The organism is Arthrobacter sp. WCS2018Hpa-7 (genome assembly GCF_031843805.1).
In the GTDB taxonomy this organism is placed as follows: domain Bacteria; phylum Actinomycetota; class Actinomycetes; order Actinomycetales; family Micrococcaceae; genus Arthrobacter.
The window spans coordinates 244897-264304 of the sequence record NZ_JAVTJB010000001.1; the positions used below are offsets into that span (position 1 = coordinate 244897).

Genomic DNA, 19408 nt, shown 5'->3' on the forward strand with positions numbered 1-19408 from the left:
CATGGCTACAAACAGTGACACAAAACATCTGACACCCGAGGAATTACCTGCCAACGATTCCGTGGCAGGAACCCCGGGTACAGCCGGCCCAACCAACCCTGCCCACGCGGAGAACCCTGAAGCAGTCATCAGCGTCTCCCCCGACGACACCAACCTGGCAGCCCTCACCGCTGAGGACGGAGGCGCAGATCCCCTCTCCGATTCCGTAGAACACGAACAGATCATGGAAGAGCTGCGCCACGCCAAGACCGAGCAGGCCGTCTCTGCCCGCCGGAACCGCAAACTTACCCTCGACAAAGTCACCTTCGGGATCACGGGCGCCATCGCCGTCGCCTTCGTGGTCTGGGGCTTTGTTGGACGGGACAGCCTCTCCGATACCTCCAAGGGCGCCCTGAACTGGGTCATGGAGTACACGGGCTGGCTCTTCATGGTCCTCGCCTCCCTGTTCGTCGTCTTCGTCCTGTGGCTTGCCCTCGGCAAGTTCGGCAACATCCCACTGGGTAAAGACGGCGAGAAGCCCGAGTTTCGCACCATTTCCTGGATAGCCATGATGTTCGCCGCCGGCATGGGCATCGGGCTCATGTTCTACGGTGTGGCCGAGCCCCTGTACCACTACATTTCGCCACCGCCGGGAACAGTGGACGGCCGCACACCCGCGGCCATCCAGACCGCCATGGCCACCTCGATTTTCCACTGGACCCTGCACCCCTGGGCCATGTACGCCGTAGTTGGCATTGCGATGGCCTATGGCACCTACCGCCTGGGCCGCAAGCAACTGGTCTCCGCAGCCTTCACCTCGCTCTTTGGCATTCGAATGGTGGAAGGGCCGCTCGGCAAGTTCATCAACATCCTGGCCATCTTCGCCACGCTCTTCGGAACTGCCGCCTCCCTGGGCCTCGGTGCCCTCCAGATCGGCAGCGGCATGACGTCCAACGGCTGGCTGGGTGAGATCGGCACTCCCGTGCTGGTGGTCATCGTCGCCATCCTGACCTTCTGCTTCGTGGCATCAGCTGTTTCCGGCATCAGCCGCGGCATCCAGTGGCTGTCCAACATCAACATGGTCCTGGCCGTTGTTCTCGCCCTGATCGTGTTCATAGCCGGACCCACGTTGTTCATCCTCAACCTGATCCCCTCAGCCGTGGGTGACTACGCCCGGGATTTGGCTGAAATGTCCTCGCGTACCGAAGCCGTGGGAGACGACTCCCTGCGCAGCTGGATGACCAGCTGGACCATCTTCTACTGGGCCTGGTGGATTTCCTGGACGCCCTTCGTGGGAATGTTCATCGCCCGCATCAGCCGTGGCCGCACCATCCGCCAGTTCGTCACCGGCGTCCTGCTGGTGCCCAGCGTCGTCAGCGTGATCTGGTTCGGCATCTTCGGCGGTGCCGCCTTCCACGTTCAGCAAGAGGCGGATAAGGCCGGCACTCCCGGGCTTGTGACCATGGTGGACGGCGCTCCTTCCATCAACTTCGACGGCGCCCTCTTCGACCTCGTCAAGAACTTGGGGATGCCCGGTTGGCTGACCGCAGCGGTCATCGTCCTGGCCATGGTCCTGGTGGCGATCTTCTTCGTCACCGGTGCCGATGCAGCCTCCATCGTGATGGGATCCCTCAGCTCCAATGGTGCTGAGCATCCGCGTCGAGGAGTGGTGATCTTCTGGGGAAGCCTCACCGGTGCCGTGGCAGCGGTCATGCTGCTTGCCGGTGGCGATAAACCATCGGAGGCCTTGTCAGGCCTGCAAAGAGTGACCATTGTGGCTGCCCTGCCCTTTGTGGTCGTCATGCTGTTGCTCTGCTTCGCCCTGGTCAAGGACCTCCGCCGCGATCCCCTGCAATTGCACAAACGCTTGGCCACCTCAGTGGTGGAACGAGCCATCCGGACCGGCGTCGAGCAACATGGCGGCGTTCAGTTTGACCTCGTCACCAGGCACGATTGCGCTGAAAAGTGCACGGAGTCCGATTGCGCCGGGGGAACATCTACGGGAACCATCCCCCTGGTTGGCAAACCCCAGCTGGAATCCGACGACAAATAGCCCTGCTTCCGGCCAACCCCCTTCACCCATTCACACATCAGGAAGGTCCACCATGTCCAAAATCTCTGCCCCGGGCACCCTCCGTCTCAACACCCAGGCCAGTCGCAATACCCGAGCCAGCGAGGACGTGACCCTCACCTTGGACTCATCCAAGCCAATGACAGTCCGGATTGAGGTTGACCACTGCCCCTGCGGATCGGAACACACCAGGGCAGGCTCCTACGTCGACAGTGACTTCGGCCGCTAGGCCACACCACTCCGCAACACAGCAAAGCAGGCGCCGGATTCCGGCGCCTGCTTTCGTTTAATGCTGGTGTCTCTAAAGCCCTATTGCTTATTTGGGCATCAGCACTGAGTCGATCAGGTAGACCGTGGCGTTGGCGGTCTGGACGCCACCGCAGATCACGTTCGAAGCTCCGTCAACCGTGAGGGCATCCTTGGTGCCACCTACAGTCACTTCGCCACCCTGGACAGTCTTGTGGGTGCCGACGATCTGGTCCGGGGTCAGCTGGCCGGGGACTACGTGGTAGGTGAGAATCTTGCTCAGCAGGGCATCGTCCGTCTTGAGCGTTTCGATTGTTGCGGGGTCGATCTTTGCGAAAGCGTCGTCAACCGGTGCGAACACCGTGAACTCACTGCCGTTCAGGGTGGAAACCAGGTCAACCTTGGGGTTGAGCTTTCCCGAAACAGCGGCAGTCAAGGTCTTGAGCAGCGGGTTGTTCGACGCTGCAACGGCTACCGGATCCAGGGCCATGCCGGCTACCGAACCGGCACCGTCCGGAACCTGTGCGGCGTAACCGGCGCAGCCGGGGCCCACAAGGTTAGCGGCCGGATCCATGGCGGCGCTGCTCATGGCGGATGAGGACGGCGACGGTGCCATCGACGACGGTGACGCCTTGGAGGTCTCCGGGGCGGCAGAGGTGGCAGCCGGCGTGCTGGTACCACCACAGGCCGTGAGTCCGAGAAGGGCGGCTGCAGTGAGGCCAACGAAGGCGAGGGCGGGGCGCTTTGTGGACAACATGTCATTCTCCTTGTTTTTGGAACCAGGGCGTTGGGTCCATTGGGTGGCGGGACACGGGCTGCTGATGCTGCTTTTGCTTCACCGGCGGTTTGTGTCTCACCAGCTATTCGGAGGGTGGGACGGGGTGGATGGGTCCGGATTGAAAAAGTTTTTTAAACCAGCGATACCCACCCCACCGCGGCCCCTCGACAGCCGCCGCTCCGCTTTTAGAAGTACGGCTTGGTGATCAGCTCCAGCGCGTGACCGGCGGGGTCTTTGAAATACACGCCGCGGCCGCCGTGTTCCGTGTTTGTCTCGCCCGGGCGGGTCATCTGCGGATCCGCCCAATGTTCGACGCCGGCACTCACCAGACGCTCATAGGCGCGGTCGAAGTGCTGGTCATCAACCAGGAATGCGTAGTGCTGCATCTGGATCTCGACCGGCGGCTCGGCGAATTGCAGCATCACCCCGCCAGCCAGCGTGAGGTTGGTGAAGGGCCCCCAGCCTGGGGCTTCCTCAGCTTCAAGGATGAAACGGTAGAACTCGGCTGACGCCGTGCGGTCGAGGGACGCGATGATGGTGTGGTTGAACAATGCGGGCATGCGGAACTCCTTTATATGTGGGGGTTATGTCGATGGGCTGAAGGGTTCATCGATCCACAAGGAGGAGCCCGCGGGGCAACACCGCGGTGGGCGCCGCAGCGCGTCAGAGGTCGGCCGGGTAGCCGATCCGTGCAGGGCAGAAGCCCGATCCGGTCATCACGTCCGCCAGTCTAGCGGAGGGGCTCAACCCAATGACAGGATGGGCGGATGGCTATCGAGGTACGGCCCGCGACGGTGTTCGATGACGTGAAGACCATGGTGGGCCCCAAGAGTCCCGACTCCAACGTGTGCTGGTGCCTGAGCTACAGGATCCCGTCCAAACTGAACCAGGAGCTCCAGAAACAGGAGCGAGGAAAGTTCGCGAAGAAGCTGGTGGCCGAGGACCCTCCCCCAGGCGTTTTGGCGTACGACGGCGACAACGTAGTTGGGTGGGCGGCGGTCCACCCCCGCGCGGACACCACTTTTGCGAAGAACCGCAGGATCCCCCACGTGGATGAGAGCAATGTGTGGTCGGTCTGGTGCATCCGGGTGCGGCCGGGGCATCGCGGCAAGGGCATTTCCCATGAACTCCTGCGAGGGGCCATCGACTTCGCCAAGAGCCACGGCGCTCCTGTGCTTGAGGGCTACCCCGTGGACAACAAGGGCGGCAAAGTGGATCTGACCATGGCCTACGTGGGCACCCGCAGATTATTCGAGAAGGCGGGCTTCAAGAAGGTGACCGAGACGACGTCGGTCCTCAATGGCTTCCCGAGAGTGCTCATGCGCCTGGACCTCACCTGACCCAACTAGGTGACAGCACATGCTCTAATGAGGCCTCAGTGGAACGTTTACTGTCACCTAGTTGGGTCCGGCGCCTTGCAACCTTGCCGTCATCCGGTGCGCTTCTTCGAGGAGCAGCCTGCCCAGGAATTCCTGGCGGTCCGGGCGGAACCTGGGCTCAATCCCGGTCAGCGAAAGAGCCCAGGCGGGCCGGCCCTGCTGGTCAAACACCGCGGCTCCCATTCCCCAGCTACCTTCCAGGATCAGCCCCGGATTGACGGAGAAACCCGCAAGCCGCGTCCGTTCCAGGTTCTCCCGCACCACGTCGGCAGGATGCCCGACGGCGAAATCGCCGGCATGCTCAGCCCAGTTCTCCAGCAGTGATTCCTGTTCTTCCGGGGGAAGGAAGGCCATGATGGCGGTCCCCGCAGAAGCCACCCCCAGCGGGAAGCGCACCCCTTCGTGCAGGACAAACGATCGCACGGGAAAAGCACCCTCTTCCCGCAGGACACAGATGGTTTCGTTCCCGCGGCGGATGGAGAAGAACGCGCTCTCCCCCGTTTCCGCTGCTAGCCTGCGCAGCGATGGACGGGCGATGTCCTCCATGGGGAACCGGGCGGCCGCCACCGAGCCCAGCAGGAAGATCTCGGGCCCAAGCACCCACTTGCCGGTGCCGGCGTCGTGCTCCAGCAAACCTTCGGCAGCCAACGAGGTCAGGAGCCGGTGCGCGGTTGGGCGCGTCAGCCCGGATTCCCGGACCAGCCCCGCCAACGAGGTTCCTTCCGGCTTCCGACCCACGAGCCTCAGCAACTGGGCAACCCTGCCGACAACCTGCGCTCCTTGTACCGCCACGACGCCCTCCAGGAAGATTCATCCACAATATGGACAGCTTTCAGCCTAGCGTCCACACCGTGAGTAGCCAACACCATGAGCCATTGCGTAAACACCAAGCAAAACCTAGGCTCAGTCCCAAGGAACCACGCGTCCACAAAGTGGACGCATCATCGAGAAGCTCAACGAGGAGTTCGGAATGTCCACCATGTACGCGAGCGCAGCCCAAGCGCTGCAGAACCTGATGGCAGACGGCCTGACCATCGCCGTCGGGGGCTTCGGCCTGAGCGGCATCCCCGCGGACCTGATCGACGCCGTCCGGGAGTCGGGCGCCAAGGACCTCACCATCGTTTCCAACAACATGGGGGTGGATGGCAAAGGTCTCGGCGTCCTGATCGAGGCTGGCCAGGTGCGGAAGGTCATTGCTTCCTACGTGGGCGAGAACAAGCTCTTCGCCGAGCAATACCTTGCAGGGAAACTTGAGGTCGAATTCACGCCGCAGGGCACCCTGGCAGAACGCCTGCGCGCCGGCGGCGCCGGTATCCCCGCCTTCTACACGCGCACCGGTGTGGGAACTTTGGTTGCCGAAGGCAAGCCGTTGGAAGAGTTCGACGGCGTCACGTACGTCCGCGAGCGCGCCATCACCGCCGACGTCGCACTGGTTCATGCCCACACGGCAGATACCGATGGCAACCTGATCTACCGCTACACGGCGCGGAACTTCAACCCGGTAGTCGCAACCGCAGGCGCAGTGACCATCGCGGAGGCTGAGGTCATTGTGCAGCCGGGCGAGCTGGACCCCAACCACATCGTGACCCCCGGCGTTTACGTGCAAGGACTGGTCCAGGCCACCGCACGGGTCAAGGACATCGAACAGCGCACGGTCCGGCAGCGCGCCGAAGCCCTCACGGTTTAGAAGCAAAGGAGCATTCACCATGGCATGGACACGTGACCAGATGGCCGCCATCGCGGCCGAAGAATTGAACGACGGCGACTACGTCAACCTCGGCATCGGCATCCCCACGCTGGTGGCCAACAACCTGCCCGACGGCGTGCGGGTGGTTCTCCAGAGCGAGAACGGCTTGCTCGGCATGGGGCCCTTTCCGTATGAAGGGGACGAAGACGCCGACCTTATTAACGCAGGCAAGCAGACCGTCACCATCACCTCCGGCGGGAGCATCTTCGATTCCGCCACATCGTTCGGCATGATCCGTGGCGGGCACGTGAAGGTGGCCATTCTGGGGGCCATGCAGGTCTCCGGCTCCGGCGACCTCGCCAACTGGACCATTCCCGGCAAGATGGTCAAGGGAATGGGCGGAGCCATGGACCTGGTGGCCGGGACTCCCCGCGTCGTGGTCCTCACGGAGCACAATGCCAAGGATGGTTCGGCCAAGATCGTCACCGAATGCACTCTCCCGCTCACGGGACTCAAGTGCGTTGATCGGATCATCACGGACCTCGCCGTTTTTGACATCGAGGAAACACCCGACGGCGGCACCCGCCTGCTGCTGACCCGCCTCGCCCCTGGCGTCACCGTGGAGGAGATCCGCAGCAAGACGGACGCAGAGTGCACGGAAGCGCTCACGTCTGAAGAACACACGCTTGAAGGAGCCAACGCATGAGCCTGAAAGACCAATTCGGCAAAGACATCCTGCTCACGGGATGGGGACACAGCAAGTTCGGCAAGCTGACGGATGACACCTTGGAGTCGCTGATCGTCCAGGTGACCGGCGAAGCCATCAAGAACTCGGGGCTGGACCCCAAGGACATTGACGAGATTTACCTCGGGCAGTTCAACTCCGGCATGCAGCCTCTCGGCTTCACATCGTCCCTGGCCCTCCAGCTTTCAGCGGACCTTGCCAACGTTCCCGCAACGCGCACTGAAAACGCCTGCGCTTCCGGATCGGCTGCGTTCCAGCAGGGCGTTAAAGCCGTGTTGGCCGGAACCGCGCGCAACGTCCTGGTGATCGGCGCAGAGAAGATGACCGACGCCGGAGCGGATGTGGTGGGGGCAGCCCTCCTCGGTGCTTCGTACGAGATGGCGGGCAAGGCGTCCTCCACGGGATTCACGGGCCTGTTCGCGGAGGTGGCCAAGCATTACGGGAAGCGCTACGGGGCTGGAATCAGTGGCCCGGGGTTCGAAGGTGGCCTCGGCGATGTCCTGGGTTCCATTGCCGCCAAGAACCACCGCAACGGCATGGACAACCCGTACGCCCAGATGCATCGCGACTTCGGCGAGGAGTTCTGCCGGACCATTTCCGAGAAGAATCCCATGGTGGCTGAGCCGCTGCGCCGCACTGACTGTTCGCCGGTCTCCGACGGTGCTGCCGCCGTCGTGCTTTCCACCTCCGCTTCCGGCGGCGTAACTGCACCTGTGCGCCTTGCCGGGTTCGGTCATGCGAACGACTTCTTCCCCGCGGAGAAGCGCGATCCCACCGAGTTCGCCGCTACCAGGGCCTCGTGGGAGCGTGCGTTGGGCATGGCCGGTGTTGGGCTTGATGGTCTGGACTTCGCCGAGGTGCACGACTGCTTCACCATCGCCGAGCTCATCATGTACGAAGCCATGGGGCTCACGCCTCGCGGCGAAGGTGCGCGCGCGGTCCAGGAGGGCTGGGTATACAAGGACGGAAAGCTGCCCATCAATGTTTCCGGCGGACTCAAGGCCAAGGGACACCCGGTGGGCGCCACAGGCGTGTCGCAGCATGTCATCGCGGCCATGCAACTCACGGGCACCGCGGGAGACATGCAACTCCCGAACGCCCGCCGCGGTGCCGTGCAGAACATGGGTGGCGTGGGCATCGCCAATTACGTGAGCGTGCTGGAGTCTGTCTAACCCAAGCAAGTAGCAGTAGGGTCAGCGGCCGCGGATCAGCGCCGCGATCTCCGTGAAACCGAGCCGCTCTGCGTTCTGCAGGGCGGTCCGGCCTTGGGGGTCACGGATATCCGGGTTCGCTCCGGCCGCAAGGAGTTGCCGCACCACGTCCTGTTGGTTGGGGCCGCCGTTGTTAAGCAGGATGGCTTCCTGCATGGCCGTCCAGCCCAGGTTGTTGACATGGTCCACGGGAACACCCGCCCCGATGAGAATCCGGACAGTTTCCGTATGCCCGTGCTCGCTCGCCGGGATCAACGCTGTGCCGCCGTACCTGTTGGTGCTGCGGACATCCGCTCCCGCAGCCAACGTCAGCTGAAGAACTTCGTTGAAGCCCTCGGCACCGGCATAAAGGAATGCGGAGTCCTGGATGTCGTCCTTGGCATTGACGCTGCCGCCCGCCGCGATGAGTTCGCGCACCCTCGCAGCGTCATTGGCTTTCGCGGCAAGGATCAGGAGTCGGTCGGTTTCCATTTGGGCCTCCGGTGACAGTCTTGGTGGCAAGGCGGACGACGACGCCGGGCCGGGACTCGGGCTCGACGCCCCGTTTGAGTCGGGGGCTGCGGGAGTCGGGACCGGGCTGCCGGACGGCGTCGGGCTGGACGGCGTCGCGCTGGAAGGCGGGACGGCCGCCGTCGTACATCCGGACAGCAGCGCGAGCACCAACAATCCCGCCCCAACCACGGGAGTTTTTGTACAGATAAAGCCCCTAAAACGCTTCCATAAGGGCGGTATCTGTACAAAAACTCCGCGAGGATTCATGGCTACTTCGCTGCCACGGCCAAGGCATCAGCGCCGGCCGTCGCGCAGGCTTCGTCGAGTGCACCGTCGGGTGCGCCACCAACGCCGATGCCGGCAACAGACACGCCGTTCACCTTCAGCGGGACGCCGCCGGCCAGGAACAGGGTGCCGGGGAGGTCTGCGATGGACGGGCCGTTACCATTGATGCGCTTGGCGAGCTCGCTGGTGGGCGAACCGAATGCTGCGGCCGTGTAGGCCTTCTGCTTGGCGGCTTCGATGGTGTGCTCGGCGGCGTTGTCACCGCGAAGGAGAGCCTGAACGGTGCCGAAACGGTCAACCAGGGCCACGGTGACGAACGGCAGCTTGTCCGCCTGGCACTTGGCGAGCGCGGCGTTGACGGCTGCACTCGAGGCACCTACGGAGATACGGTTCTGGGCTACGACGTTCTCCGGGGCCGGCTGAACTTCTGCGGCAACTTTCACAGGTGCGGCCTGGGCAGCGGCCGGTGCTGTTGCGGGTGACACGGCGTTGGCCACGGCAGTAACACCGCCGGTGAGCAGCAGTGCTCCGGCAGCGGCGGCGGCGATCATCTTGTTGGACTTCTTCACGGGGTTCTCCTTGTAGTGAGCATCGGGTGCAGTGGTTGGCATCGGTTACACCTCCATGCTTCCGCGGACGCCCTCAATGCCGCATCGCCCGGTCGCCGTTCCCGGACTCAGCCTTTCCGTCATCAGTATCAGCCAAAAGGTGGAGAGACCAATGCCCGCGCGGGACCTAGCATGGGAAGATGCCCACTGCCCCTCCACAGCCGGCGCCGAGCATTCGGCTCGATGGCCGCATCGATGCCGTGGTGCATCTGGGCTTCGCCGTCCTGATGGTCGCTTCAGCGGTCCGCTACGTCATGCGGCACTCCCCTGCCGACAACCTCTGGACAGTGGCGTTGGCTGGAACCGTCTGTGTCCTGTACGCGGTCACAGCAGTGCTGGCCCGACGACGGGAGCGTGGCCGACCGAAACCCGGCCAGCAGCGCCGGTTATGGATTCCGTGGATGACCGCTTTGGTGGCAGCGTGGGCCGCGTTGGTGGTGGTCGCTCCGAGCTTCGCTTGGTGCTCCTTTGCCATTTTCTTCCTCACGCGCACGGCCTTTCGCGGCTGGGCCGGCTACGTGGCGGGAGGCGCAACGGCGGCCGCCACCGCCGTCGGACTCTTCAGGATGAGCGACTGGACAGACATCGCGATGCTGCTGGGTCCGCTCGCCGCGGGCGCCCTGCTCACGTTGATTTACGACAAGATTGAGCGCGACCAGGAGCGGCTCGCCGCCGGCGAGCGTGAAGCCGGAGTCGCCGCCGAACGCGAGCGCGTATCCCGGGAAATCCACGACACCGTTACCCAGGGCCTGGCCAGCAGCCTGCTCCTCCTCGAAGCTGCACAGCGTGCCTGGCCGGCTCCTGAATCGAACACAGACGTGCGCAAAGCTGCTGATCTCCTGCGGCGCAACCTCGCAGACACCCGCAGCCTGGTGCACGAGCTCTCCGCCCCTGGACTGGAAACCGGGCCCTTTCCCGAGGCGTTGGAACACGCAGCACGGCAATACCTCGAGACCGTCAGCATCCGCGTCACGGGTGAAGTGCGGCCCCTTCCTTCCGAGGTCCGGCATGCCCTGCTGCGCGTTACCCAGAGCGCGGTGGCCAACATCAAACTCCACGCCCGCGCGAACCATGCCAGCGTGACCCTTGGGTACCTCCCGGATGCGGTCACCTTGGACGTGTACGACGACGGTCGCGGCTTTGATCCCGGAGCGGTACCTCCGCCGTCGGAGGCCGGAGGATACGGGCTACGGGCCATGCGGCAGCGCGTGGAACAGTTGGGCGGAGAATTGTCTGTTGAGAGCGCGCCGGGCGAGGGCACCATCATCGCGGCACAACTGCCTGTGGGGCAGCCTCCGCAACCGGCGCATACCTCGAAGGAGGAGGCCCAGTGACCAGCATTTCCGTGGTGCTCGTGGACGACCACACCGTAGTCCGGAGCGGACTTAAGGCGTTGTTGGGCACCCAAGCCGATATCGCCGTCGTCGGGGAAGCCGCCTCCGGTGAGGAAGCGCTGGAAGCGGCCCAGCAGCATGCCCCCGACGTCGTCCTCATGGACCTGGCCATGGGCGCCGGGATGGACGGTATCGAAGCCATCAAGCAGCTCCGCCAGCGAACCCCCAAGCAGGCGATCATCGTGTTCACCACCTACGACTCGGACGCAGACATCGTCCGCGCCGTGGACGCCGGCGCCATGGGCTATCTGCTCAAGGATGCGGCCCCGGAGGAGATCTTCGCGGCGGTTCGCGGGGCTGTGCAGGGGAAGAGCGTGATGAGCGCTCCGGTGGCGTCCCGACTGTTTCAACAACTGCGGAACCCGGATGAGATCCTCACTCCGCGCGAAGCGGAACTGCTCAGCTTGCTGACCGAAGGCCTCAGCAACCGTGACCTGGGAAAGCGCCTCTTTATCTCCGAGGCAACCGTCAAGACCCACCTCGCCCACATCTACGCCAAACTGGGCGTCGAGACGCGGGCAGCGGCCATCGCCACAGCTATCCGGCGCGAGGGGATGCGGTAGGAGACGCGGTTGGCTACTCTGGCCCTATGTCGGACGCAGCGGATCGCAAAATGTTCAAAACCCCGGGAACGGCTTTGATCGTCCGGGGAGTCCTCGCCATTGTTTTTGCCCTGTTGATATTTGCCTTGCCCAGCGCCACGGCGTTCGTGGTGATCGTCATGTTCGGGGTCTTCGCGATCATTGACGGCATCACCAGCGTGGCGCATTACTTTTACGACCCCGCAGGCCGGTCCCGTTGGACCATAGTGGGCGGCCTGATCTCCATTGTGGCCGGCATCCTGGCCATTGCCTGGCCCGGGATCACGGCAGCCGCAGTGGGCGTCCTCATCGGTCTGTGGGCTCTGGTGCTGGGTCTTTCACAGATCGTGCTGTCCCTGGCCGCAAGGAATTTCGTCAGCAACTGGGGTATCTGGTTCCTGACCGGCCTCATCACCACCGTTTTCGGCATCTTTGTGCTGGTGAATCCGGGCCTGGGCTTCCTGAGCCTGGTGTGGATGTTGGCAGGCTTCGCGATGGTGACGGGCCTGCTGCTCATCGCCTCCGGCATCGGGCTGCGCAAACTGGCCCACACGGAGCCGTTGTATGGCCACTAAGGCACGGAGACGCGCGGCTTAGCCGAAGATCCGTTGGAACGGGTATAGGTACGATGACGCCGGGTCCTGCTGGAGTTGCATGAGGACGCCTTCCATATTCCTGTCCGATGTCAGGATTACTGTCGCCGCTGCTGCCGAAGCAATATGAATGGCGTCAAGGGATTTGACGTGGAACGGAATCCCCATTGCCCGTTCCAAAACGTCGTCCGAGATGGGGACAACGTTAATTTGCTCAAGAAACCTGCCCACCTCATGAGCCAGGGCGTCGTTTCGATCCCTTATGGCGACCCGTGCAGCCTCAAGCTGGGTCAGCTTGCTTGTATAAAGCTGACCCCAGAGCGCTCCCTCGTCCAGGAGATCGACCAACTGCTGCCGGGATGGGTGTCCTGGCGTGAGGAGCCGGATGAGGGAAGAGGTGTCCAGATAGCATCCGGCGCTGGGGGCCGGCATCAGTAGCGTTCGCCTTCACGCAGTTCATTCAGGGTGTGTTCGGAGTTAATGGTCACCGTGGACTCCATCACCACGTCCCGGGCCGAGGATTGGTGCCCTGCAACGGCCCTATGCACTTCCTCTATCTCATCGTGGTTCCTCAACGTGGAGGCAGGCACGAGATAGGCAACGATGGATCCGTCCCTCCCGTAGGTGACAGGGATAACGTCACCGTTTCTGACCTGGCGAAGAATCTCACTGGAGGAGTGGTTGAATTCCCGGCTGGTGATGCTCTTCTTAACCTTCATGGTCAGGCTCCCATCTGATGGCTATAGTGTACTACGGTAGTACATTTGGCGTAATGACTTTCCCATGATTCGGCGTTGCGCCAGTCATTCACAGTTCAGGGGATGCGCTCAGCGCCAAGTTCGGTAAGTTAGTGGCTGTGAAGATAGCTACCTGGAATGTGAACTCCCTCCGCGCCCGTGCAGACCGCGTTGAAGCCTGGCTCGAGCGCAGCGACTGCGATGTCCTGGCCATCCAGGAGACCAAGTGCAAGGACGAGAACTTCCCGTGGGAGCTCTTTGAGCGCATGGGCTACGAGGTTGCCCACTTCGGCGTGAACCAGTGGAACGGCGTTGCCATCGCCTCCCGCGTGGGACTGGAAGATGTTGAACGCACGTTCCTGGACCAGCCGGCGTTCGGCAAGGCCGGCAAGGATCCCGCCCAGGAAGCCCGCGCCATCGCCGCTACCTGCGGCGGCATCCGCATCTGGAGCCTCTACGTTCCCAACGGTCGCTCCCTGGACGACGAACACATGCCGTACAAGATCAAATGGCTGGACGTCCTCCAAGGTCACGCCGCCGAATGGGTCGCGTCCGATCCCACCGCGCAGATCGCCCTCATGGGCGACTGGAACATCGCGCCGTTCGACGACGACGTGTGGGACATCGAGCTGTTCCGCACCAACAATTTCACCCACGTCTCCGAACCCGAGCGCGCCGCCTTCCACGCTTTCGAAGCCGCCGGATTCACCGACGTCGTCCGTCCTTACACGCCGGGCCCCGGCGTCTACACCTACTGGGACTACACACAGCTGCGCTTCCCCAAGAAGGAAGGCATGCGGATCGACTTCTGCCTCGCATCCCCGGCGCTGGCTTCGCGCGTCACCGGTGCCTCCATTGACCGCGAGGAACGCAAGGGCAAGGGCGCTTCGGACCACGCTCCCGTGATCGTGGAGCTCGCAAACTGACCACACATCACTGACGAAAGGGGCGGCTGAAGTGACTGGAAACCTGTATCGGGGCCAGGCAGGGCTGCCCTTCTCTTCGTCGCTGCGCATTTACGAGCCCCTCGAAGCGTTCCCGCCCGAACAGCAGCGCCAGCTCGTGGCGAAGGGCAGCAAGAGCGGCTCCCGGGCCGCCGTCGAAAATGCGGAGCTGCAAGCCTCGCTGGGCCGCATCACGCGCTCCGGCGGCGATCCCTTCCCCACTGGCAGCACCGACCTGGTACGCATGACGCGTGTGCCCACCGGACGTCACGCGGCGACGCCGGAACAAGCTGGAGCGGACCAAGCGGCCGCGCCGGACGGAACCGCCACGTCCCACCACAGTGCCGCGTCAGCCCAAGAAGGGCACGACGCCGGGCGGCTGCTTTACTGCCCCAGCCAACTGGTGATTCGGGCCGGCTTGGCGGCCAACGCGCTCATGGACGGTGTGCACAGTCCCCTGGCCGACCTCCTCATTCCTGTCTCGCAACGGGACAAGCACCAGGTCAGAATCGATCGGATCAATGCCGGGGAAGATGCCAAGCGCGTCCATACCCGGGCCTCAACGTGGGGTATCCCGTTCAGTTGGTTCTCGCTCTTCGCCGAGTCGGACCGCAAGGACGTGGTGGAGTCTGAGGGGCGCATTCTCACCGTCCGGGTGTGGACCCCCCTGACGGAGGCCTTGGACCGTGCACGCTTCGCCGTGGCCCACTTGGCTTTGGCTGCGCCGGACCTGGACATGCTGGATGACCTGACGCAGCTCACCGAATGGCTGGAACTCTTTCATATCCAGTCCATGGTGGAGCTGGACTACGGCGCAGTGGCAGACAAGGTGTACCCGGACGAATCCCCCATGGACGTGCGGCTGGGCATCGAGTGCTTGGCCGAGGGCGACATGACCGGCGCGGCCGCCGCCTACCGCAGGCTCGCCTCGCGGTGGATCCCCATCCGGCAGCTGGCGCGCGCTTCCTGACCCTTCGCGGTTTCCCAGCGTGCGAGGACTACGTCCTCGGCAGGTCTACGGGGAGGTTCGGGGTCTACTTGGCTGCTGCTGGTGGGGCTGTTGTCTCGCGCACGATCAGCTCATGGGGAGCCACTTCCGAATGCACGGCTTCAGGGTTGCCGTCCAGCTCGTCAAGCAGCATTTTCGTGGCAAGTTCGGCTTGGTTGTCGGGGCGCTGGCCCACGGTAGTCAGGCCAATGGAGGCCGAGAAATCGTGATCGTCAATGCCGATCACTGAAAGGTCCTGAGGCACCCGGACACCATGGCGGCCGGCCTCGAAAATAACGCCCATCGCCATCTCATCCGACGAACAGAAAATAGCTGTCGGCTTGCGCCCGGGCTGGTCCCAGAGCCGATTGAAGGCCTGTTGGCCGCTGGCAACAGTGAAATCGCCCCACTGGTCCCATTCCGGGCGGACTTCCAATCCGGCGTCGGTCATGACTTCCTGGAAGGCGCGGATACGCACGCGCGGTACGTCGAAGTTCAGGTCCGTTTCGTCGTCCCCGTGGAGCAGGGCGATGTCCTTGTGGCCCAGGTCAAGGAGGTGCCGCACGGCGGTGGACGCGGCGTCGTAATCGTTGATGCCGATGTACGCACAATCCTCAACGTGGCCACCCACCACCACCAGCGGGATGTCGATTTTGTGGAGGTGCTCCAACTCTTCCTCGGTCAAGGACATGCAGAGCACCAGAAGGGCGTCGATCTGTTTGTAGACCATGGTGGAGCTGAAGAGCCGCTCGCGGTTGCTGCCGTGGCCGCCCAGGTTGAACAGGGAAAGGTTGTACTTGCGCGAATGCAGTTCCCGGTCCGCGCCTTCGATCGCTTTGGAGAAGAACCACCGGCTGACGAAGGGGGCCAGGACGCCGATGGTGCGCGTACGGCCCGTCGCCAGGCCCGACGCCGACGACGACGCCACATACCCCAGGGAACTGGCTACTTCGAGGATCTTTTCGCGGGTCGCTGGGGACACTCGCGGTAGTCCCCGCACGGCTCGTGAGACGGTCGCCGTCGAAACTCCAGCAGCTGCGGCGACGTCCTCAATACTGACGCCGGTGTGACCGCCGCGTTGGGACCTACCCGTTGTTCGTGACACAGGCTCCCCTCTCCGGCCGCCGTTGCTCCGCCTTCACCTTAAGTGTCTGTTTGTGGTTTGAAGCCCTCGGTTACGCAACCGCGTAATGCGCTGCGTAACCGAGGGTTCAAATTCCTAGCCCTTGAGGCCGCCGGACAGCAGGCCGCGCACAAAGTAGCGCTGCAAGCCGAAGAACACCAGGAGCGGAACAATGATGGACACGAACGCTGCCGCCGGGTTCAGGTAGTCCCTGGCGCCGCGGGTACCCGAGAGCTCCGCCAAGCGCTGGGTAATCGGAGCCACGTCCGCCGTGCCACCGGAGAACACCAACGCCACCAGCAGGTCATTCCAGACCCAGAGGAACTGGAAGATGGCCAGCGAGGCAAGCGCCGGAACGGAGAGCGGCAGGATAATCCGCCAGAAGATGGTGCTGTGTCCGGCGCCGTCCACCCTTGCCGCTTCGATGACTTCACCGGGGATTTCGGAGATGAAGTTGTGGAGCAGGAAGATGCCCAGCGGGAGGCCGAACATGGTGTGGGCGATCCACAGCTGCGCGTAGGAACCGGCAGGCAGTTGCAGGGTCTGCGTGAAGAACTGCAGGAGCGGAATCAGCGCCATCTGGAGCGGAATGATCTGCAGGGCGAAGACGAAGATGAACAACGCATCGCGGCCCTTGAACTTCCCCCAGGCGAACACGTAAGCAGCCATGGACGCCAGTACCAGGACGAAGATGGTCACCGGGATGACAATCGCAATGGAGTTGACGAAGTACTGCGAGAGATTAGCGGACTGTGATCCCGCCGGGGTCAGGACATCCGCATAGTTCTTGAACGTGAACTGCCAGTCGACGAAGGCATTCCACCAGCCGTCGGACCGGGGACCTACCTGCTTGGCGGCAGGACGGAACGAGGTGACAAAGAGGCCGAACGTCGGCACAGACCATACGACGGCGATAATGACCGCTGCCGCTGTTGCCCACTTGGAGGTGAGCTTGGTCTTGACGCGCCGCATGATCGGCTGGGCGTCCTCCGTGGGGTCGGATCCAGGACGCTGCCGGGTGGCCTTCGAGGCCTCTTTCGGGGCTGGCGTGGCTGTCAATGGATCTCCCTTTGCTTGCGAAGGACTCGAGCGTTGTACACGACGATCGGCAGCACCATGAGGAACAGGATCAGGGCCAAAGCGGCACCGCGTCCCGGCTCACCGGCGCGGAAGGCCTGCGTGTACATTTCGTTGGCGACCACGGACGTGTCGTAGTTTCCGGCGGTCATGGTCCGGACAATGTCGAAGACCTTCAGCGTGGCGATGGTAATGGTGGTCAACACCACCACCAAGGCTCCACGAATACCGGGGACGGTGACGTTGCGGAACTGCTGCCACGCGTTGGCACCGTCCAGTCGGGCCGCCTCGATGAGTTCAACCGGAACACCCTTGATGGCTGCCGACAGGATCACCATGGCGAAACCGGTCTGGATCCAGACCATCACGATGATAAGGAAGATCGTGTTCTCCGGGGCATCCAGCAGGAACTGCTTGGGATCCATCCCCAAGGCGTCCCTGAAGAAGTTGATGACACCGGTCTGCTCAATGTTCGGCCCGCGGTAGTCGTAGACGAGCTTCCAAATGATGCCGGCGCCCACAAAGGAAATGGCCATCGGCATGAAGACCAGCGACTTCAGAACCTTTTCGCCCCGGGCCTTGTCGATAAACACCGCGTAGGCAAGGCCAAAGCTGGTGGAGAGCAACGGCACCAGAACTGTCCAGATGACGGTGTTCCGCAGCGTGGTCAAGGCCTCGGGCTGCGTGAACATCCAGACGAAGTTGTCGAATCCGTTGGCATTTCCGCCCGCATCCGTGAAAGCGAGCATTGACGTCCGGATGGCCGGATAGACCAGGCCCACGAGCATCAGGATCGCGGCAGGAGCAAGGAAGCCTGCCACCGTGACCTTGTCTTTGACTGATTTAGGAGCCCTGTCCACCAGCAACATGATGAGGCCGATGACCGCTGCGAATATCGCCAGGGCTATCACTACTTGTAGGAGTTTTTCTCCAATAAATTCCATACCCAACCTCCGGGGCGTGAGTGAATCACTAAGTTCCGGGAAAAGCACTGCCTCCCCGGCTGGGTAGCCCAGCCAGGGGAGGCAGCACTTTGGGAGTTAGCTCTTAGGCCAGCTGGATTCGATGCTGTTGGCAACCTCCTGGGAGGACGTGCCGTTGATCCACTGCACGATGCCCTTCCAGAAGGAGTTGGAACCTACTGCACTCGGCATCAGGTCCGAGCCATCGAAACGGAAGACGGTGTCCGGGTCCTGGAGGATCTGGACCGTCAGCTTGTCGAGGTCGGACTGGGCGTTGGCGGGATCCAGGCCCTTGTTGGCACTGACAACGCCGCCCAGCTTCACGCGGTTGTTGGCGAAGTCGGCACTGGCCAGGTATGCCAGGAAGGACTGGACCTCAGGGGTGTCCTTGTAGGCGCCCACCATTTCGCCGCCACCGGTAACTGCCTTGCCCTTGCTTTCGTCGATCGGCGGGGTGATGAAGGCCCACACGTCGCCATCTTCAGCAACGTTGGTTCCTGCAGGCCAGTTGGCGGCCTGGAAGTTGGCCTGGTGGTGCATGGCACACGTTCCATCCAGAACCGGCTGGCCGGCCTGGGCGAAGCCGGTGCTCAGGATCGAGCGGACGTCACCGAAGCCGCCGTTCACCATGTCCTGGTTGAGCAGGATGTCGCCGGCCTTGTTGAAGGAATCGACGATCTTGGGGTCGTTGAACGGAATCTGGTGAGCTACCCACTGGTCGTAGACCTCCGGGCCGTGTGCACGCAGAACCACGTCTTCGATCCAGTCCGTGCCGGGCCAACCCGTAGCCTCACCGGATTCGAATCCTGCGCACCACGGTTTCATGTTCTTGTCATCCGCGGCGATCTTCTTGGACAGCTCGATCATTTCGTCCCAGGTCTTGGGGACTTCCCAGCCCTTGTCCTTGAAGGTCTTGGGCGCATACCAAACGAAGCCCTTGACGTTGGCGAGCATCGGTGCGGCGTAGAACTTGCCGTCCACCGTGCCGTACTTCTTCCAGTCAGGGGACCAGTTCTTGTCTACGAGGTCCGAAACGGTCTGCGGAGCAGGCTTCAGGTAACCGGCCCGAGCCTGCGTGGCAAGGAGGCCGGGCTGCGGGAAGATCCCGACGTCAGGGGCGGTGCCGGACTGGGCACGGACGCCGATCTGCGTTTCGAATTCCTTGCTGCCCTCGTACTTGATGGTAATGCCGGTGCAGTCTTCGAACTGCTTCCAGGATTCCTCGAGGTTGGTTGCCTCAATGTCCACGATCGTCGAATAGACGGAGACCGTCTTGCCGTCGTGCTTTCCGTAGCTTTCGTAAGCGGAGCAATCATCCGAGCCTGCGGTTGATCCCCCGCCGCCACCATCTCCGCTACAGGCGGAAAGGGTAAGTGCCAGAACACCGGCGGCTGCGACCGGTAGCAGGTACTTGGTTTTCTTCATGCTAAAGACTCCTCGCTGAGTACAAGTGATTCGGCGGCGCAATTGATGTGGTGACGCTCACACTAGCTAGGATGGGCGGCAAAATGCAAGCGCTTACACCGAA

22 protein-coding genes are annotated in these 19408 nt (G+C 62.9%); 11 read left to right on the plus strand and 11 right to left on the minus strand.

Features of this window, described 5'->3' with window-relative positions; translation table 11 throughout:
* Position 1 precedes the first annotated feature (1 nt).
* The gene (locus RQH14_RS01110; protein WP_311211500.1) at positions 2–2032 is read left to right on the plus strand and encodes a BCCT family transporter; all 2031 of its coding nucleotides are present in this window, start codon (positions 2–4) and stop codon (positions 2030–2032) included.
* A gap of 52 nt (positions 2033–2084) precedes the next feature.
* On the plus strand, positions 2085–2279 hold the full coding sequence (locus tag RQH14_RS01115; protein WP_311211501.1) for a hypothetical protein: 195 nt from the start codon (positions 2085–2087) through the stop codon (positions 2277–2279).
* Between the two features lie 87 nt (positions 2280–2366).
* Here the strand turns inward: RQH14_RS01115 and RQH14_RS01120 are convergent, their stop codons facing one another.
* Positions 2367–3053: a fasciclin domain-containing protein gene (locus tag RQH14_RS01120; protein ID WP_311211502.1), complete on the minus strand. Its 687-nt coding sequence runs from the start codon at positions 3051–3053 to the stop codon at positions 2367–2369.
* A 206-nt stretch (positions 3054–3259) separates the two neighbouring features.
* Positions 3260–3634 carry a VOC family protein gene (locus RQH14_RS01125; protein ID WP_311211503.1) on the minus strand — a complete coding sequence of 125 codons (375 nt, stop codon included), beginning with the start codon at positions 3632–3634 and terminating at the stop codon, positions 3260–3262.
* 207 nt (positions 3635–3841) lie between these two features.
* On the opposite strand from RQH14_RS01125, the gene RQH14_RS01130 reads away from it, so the two are divergent.
* Positions 3842–4414 (plus strand): GNAT family N-acetyltransferase, encoded by a 573-nt coding sequence (locus RQH14_RS01130; RefSeq protein ID WP_311211504.1) that lies wholly within the window; start codon positions 3842–3844, stop codon positions 4412–4414.
* A gap of 57 nt (positions 4415–4471) precedes the next feature.
* On the opposite strand, the gene RQH14_RS01135 is transcribed toward RQH14_RS01130, so the two are convergent.
* Positions 4472–5245, minus strand: coding sequence for an IclR family transcriptional regulator (locus tag RQH14_RS01135; RefSeq protein ID WP_311211505.1), 774 nt, complete (start codon positions 5243–5245; stop codon positions 4472–4474).
* A gap of 178 nt (positions 5246–5423) precedes the next feature.
* On the opposite strand from RQH14_RS01135, the gene RQH14_RS01140 reads away from it, so the two are divergent.
* From RQH14_RS01140 to RQH14_RS01150, 3 genes are read left to right on the plus strand one after another with little or no spacing between them, the layout of a single operon-like run.
* Positions 5424–6140 (plus strand): CoA transferase subunit A, encoded by a 717-nt coding sequence (locus RQH14_RS01140; protein WP_311211506.1) that lies wholly within the window; start codon positions 5424–5426, stop codon positions 6138–6140.
* A gap of 19 nt (positions 6141–6159) precedes the next feature.
* Positions 6160–6846 carry a CoA transferase subunit B gene (locus tag RQH14_RS01145; RefSeq protein WP_311211507.1) on the plus strand — a complete coding sequence of 229 codons (687 nt, stop codon included), beginning with the start codon at positions 6160–6162 and terminating at the stop codon, positions 6844–6846.
* Positions 6843–8057 (plus strand): acetyl-CoA acetyltransferase, encoded by a 1215-nt coding sequence (locus RQH14_RS01150; RefSeq protein ID WP_311211508.1) that lies wholly within the window; start codon positions 6843–6845, stop codon positions 8055–8057. Before RQH14_RS01145 ends, RQH14_RS01150 begins: the two co-directional genes overlap by 4 nt.
* 21 nt (positions 8058–8078) lie before the next feature.
* Here the strand turns inward: RQH14_RS01150 and RQH14_RS01155 are convergent, their stop codons facing one another.
* Both RQH14_RS01155 and RQH14_RS01160 read right to left on the minus strand, forming a co-directional pair.
* On the minus strand, positions 8079–8777 hold the full coding sequence (locus RQH14_RS01155) for an ankyrin repeat domain-containing protein (RefSeq protein WP_396136262.1): 699 nt from the start codon (positions 8775–8777) through the stop codon (positions 8079–8081).
* Between the two features lie 80 nt (positions 8778–8857).
* On the minus strand, positions 8858–9442 hold the full coding sequence (locus RQH14_RS01160; RefSeq protein ID WP_311211782.1) for a heme-binding protein: 585 nt from the start codon (positions 9440–9442) through the stop codon (positions 8858–8860).
* Positions 9443–9621: 179 nt separating this feature from the next.
* Between RQH14_RS01160 and RQH14_RS01165 the strand changes: the two genes are divergently transcribed.
* From RQH14_RS01165 to RQH14_RS01175, 3 genes are read left to right on the plus strand one after another with little or no spacing between them, the layout of a single operon-like run.
* Positions 9622–10815, plus strand: a complete 1194-nt coding sequence (locus RQH14_RS01165; RefSeq protein WP_311211510.1) for a sensor histidine kinase — start codon at positions 9622–9624, stop codon at positions 10813–10815.
* Complete coding sequence (locus RQH14_RS01170) at positions 10812–11438, plus strand: response regulator transcription factor (protein ID WP_311211511.1); 627 nt, start codon at positions 10812–10814, stop codon at positions 11436–11438. The genes RQH14_RS01165 and RQH14_RS01170 overlap by 4 nt, the downstream gene beginning before the upstream one ends.
* A gap of 26 nt (positions 11439–11464) precedes the next feature.
* Entirely contained in the window at positions 11465–12031 is a 567-nt protein-coding gene (locus tag RQH14_RS01175; RefSeq protein ID WP_311211512.1) for a DUF308 domain-containing protein, read from the plus strand.
* 18 nt (positions 12032–12049) lie between these two features.
* Here RQH14_RS01175 and RQH14_RS01180 read toward each other — a convergent pair whose 3' ends face one another.
* Together RQH14_RS01180 and RQH14_RS01185 are read right to left on the minus strand one after the other, a co-directional pair.
* The gene (locus RQH14_RS01180) at positions 12050–12481 is read right to left on the minus strand and encodes a type II toxin-antitoxin system VapC family toxin (RefSeq protein WP_311211513.1); all 432 of its coding nucleotides are present in this window, start codon (positions 12479–12481) and stop codon (positions 12050–12052) included.
* Positions 12481–12768 (minus strand): hypothetical protein, encoded by a 288-nt coding sequence (locus RQH14_RS01185; RefSeq protein ID WP_311211514.1) that lies wholly within the window; start codon positions 12766–12768, stop codon positions 12481–12483. The genes RQH14_RS01180 and RQH14_RS01185 overlap by 1 nt, the downstream gene beginning before the upstream one ends.
* Before the next feature lie 137 nt (positions 12769–12905).
* On the opposite strand from RQH14_RS01185, the gene RQH14_RS01190 reads away from it, so the two are divergent.
* Complete coding sequence (locus tag RQH14_RS01190) at positions 12906–13712, plus strand: exodeoxyribonuclease III (protein WP_311211515.1); 807 nt, start codon at positions 12906–12908, stop codon at positions 13710–13712.
* Positions 13713–13743: 31 nt separating this feature from the next.
* Positions 13744–14700: a hypothetical protein gene (locus RQH14_RS01195; RefSeq protein WP_311211516.1), complete on the plus strand. Its 957-nt coding sequence runs from the start codon at positions 13744–13746 to the stop codon at positions 14698–14700.
* Positions 14701–14764: 64 nt separating this feature from the next.
* Here the strand turns inward: RQH14_RS01195 and RQH14_RS01200 are convergent, their stop codons facing one another.
* From RQH14_RS01200 to RQH14_RS01215, 4 genes are all read right to left on the minus strand, one after another.
* Positions 14765–15823: a LacI family DNA-binding transcriptional regulator gene (locus tag RQH14_RS01200; protein ID WP_311211517.1), complete on the minus strand. Its 1059-nt coding sequence runs from the start codon at positions 15821–15823 to the stop codon at positions 14765–14767.
* A gap of 114 nt (positions 15824–15937) precedes the next feature.
* Positions 15938–16900: a carbohydrate ABC transporter permease gene (locus tag RQH14_RS01205; protein WP_089593429.1), complete on the minus strand. Its 963-nt coding sequence runs from the start codon at positions 16898–16900 to the stop codon at positions 15938–15940.
* A complete protein-coding gene (locus RQH14_RS01210) occupies positions 16897–17862 on the minus strand; it encodes a sugar ABC transporter permease (protein ID WP_311211518.1) in 966 nt (321 codons plus the stop codon). Before RQH14_RS01210 ends, RQH14_RS01205 begins: the two co-directional genes overlap by 4 nt.
* 96 nt (positions 17863–17958) lie before the next feature.
* A complete protein-coding gene (locus tag RQH14_RS01215) occupies positions 17959–19305 on the minus strand; it encodes an ABC transporter substrate-binding protein (RefSeq protein ID WP_311211519.1) in 1347 nt (448 codons plus the stop codon).
* Positions 19306–19408 lie beyond the last annotated feature (103 nt).

Excerpts from the sequence above, each read along its gene's own strand:
- RQH14_RS01110 (WP_311211500.1), top strand. The coding sequence starts at position 2 with ATGGCTACAAACAGTGACACAAAACATCTGACACCCGAGGAATTACCT.
- RQH14_RS01115 (WP_311211501.1), top strand. The coding sequence starts at position 2,085 with ATGTCCAAAATCTCTGCCCCGGGCACCCTCCGTCTCAACACCCAGGCC.
- RQH14_RS01120 (WP_311211502.1), bottom strand. The coding sequence starts at position 3,053 with ATGTTGTCCACAAAGCGCCCCGCCCTCGCCTTCGTTGGCCTCACTGCA.
- RQH14_RS01125 (WP_311211503.1), bottom strand. The coding sequence starts at position 3,634 with ATGCCCGCATTGTTCAACCACACCATCATCGCGTCCCTCGACCGCACG.
- RQH14_RS01130 (WP_311211504.1), top strand. The coding sequence starts at position 3,842 with ATGGCTATCGAGGTACGGCCCGCGACGGTGTTCGATGACGTGAAGACC.
- RQH14_RS01140 (WP_311211506.1), top strand. The coding sequence starts at position 5,424 with ATGTCCACCATGTACGCGAGCGCAGCCCAAGCGCTGCAGAACCTGATG.
- RQH14_RS01145 (WP_311211507.1), top strand. The coding sequence starts at position 6,160 with ATGGCATGGACACGTGACCAGATGGCCGCCATCGCGGCCGAAGAATTG.
- RQH14_RS01150 (WP_311211508.1), top strand. The coding sequence starts at position 6,843 with ATGAGCCTGAAAGACCAATTCGGCAAAGACATCCTGCTCACGGGATGG.
- RQH14_RS01165 (WP_311211510.1), top strand. The coding sequence starts at position 9,622 with ATGCCCACTGCCCCTCCACAGCCGGCGCCGAGCATTCGGCTCGATGGC.
- RQH14_RS01175 (WP_311211512.1), top strand. The coding sequence starts at position 11,465 with ATGTCGGACGCAGCGGATCGCAAAATGTTCAAAACCCCGGGAACGGCT.
- RQH14_RS01180 (WP_311211513.1), bottom strand. The coding sequence starts at position 12,481 with ATGCCGGCCCCCAGCGCCGGATGCTATCTGGACACCTCTTCCCTCATC.
- RQH14_RS01185 (WP_311211514.1), bottom strand. The coding sequence starts at position 12,768 with ATGAAGGTTAAGAAGAGCATCACCAGCCGGGAATTCAACCACTCCTCC.
- RQH14_RS01210 (WP_311211518.1), bottom strand. The coding sequence starts at position 17,862 with ATGGAATTTATTGGAGAAAAACTCCTACAAGTAGTGATAGCCCTGGCG.
- RQH14_RS01215 (WP_311211519.1), bottom strand. The coding sequence starts at position 19,305 with ATGAAGAAAACCAAGTACCTGCTACCGGTCGCAGCCGCCGGTGTTCTG.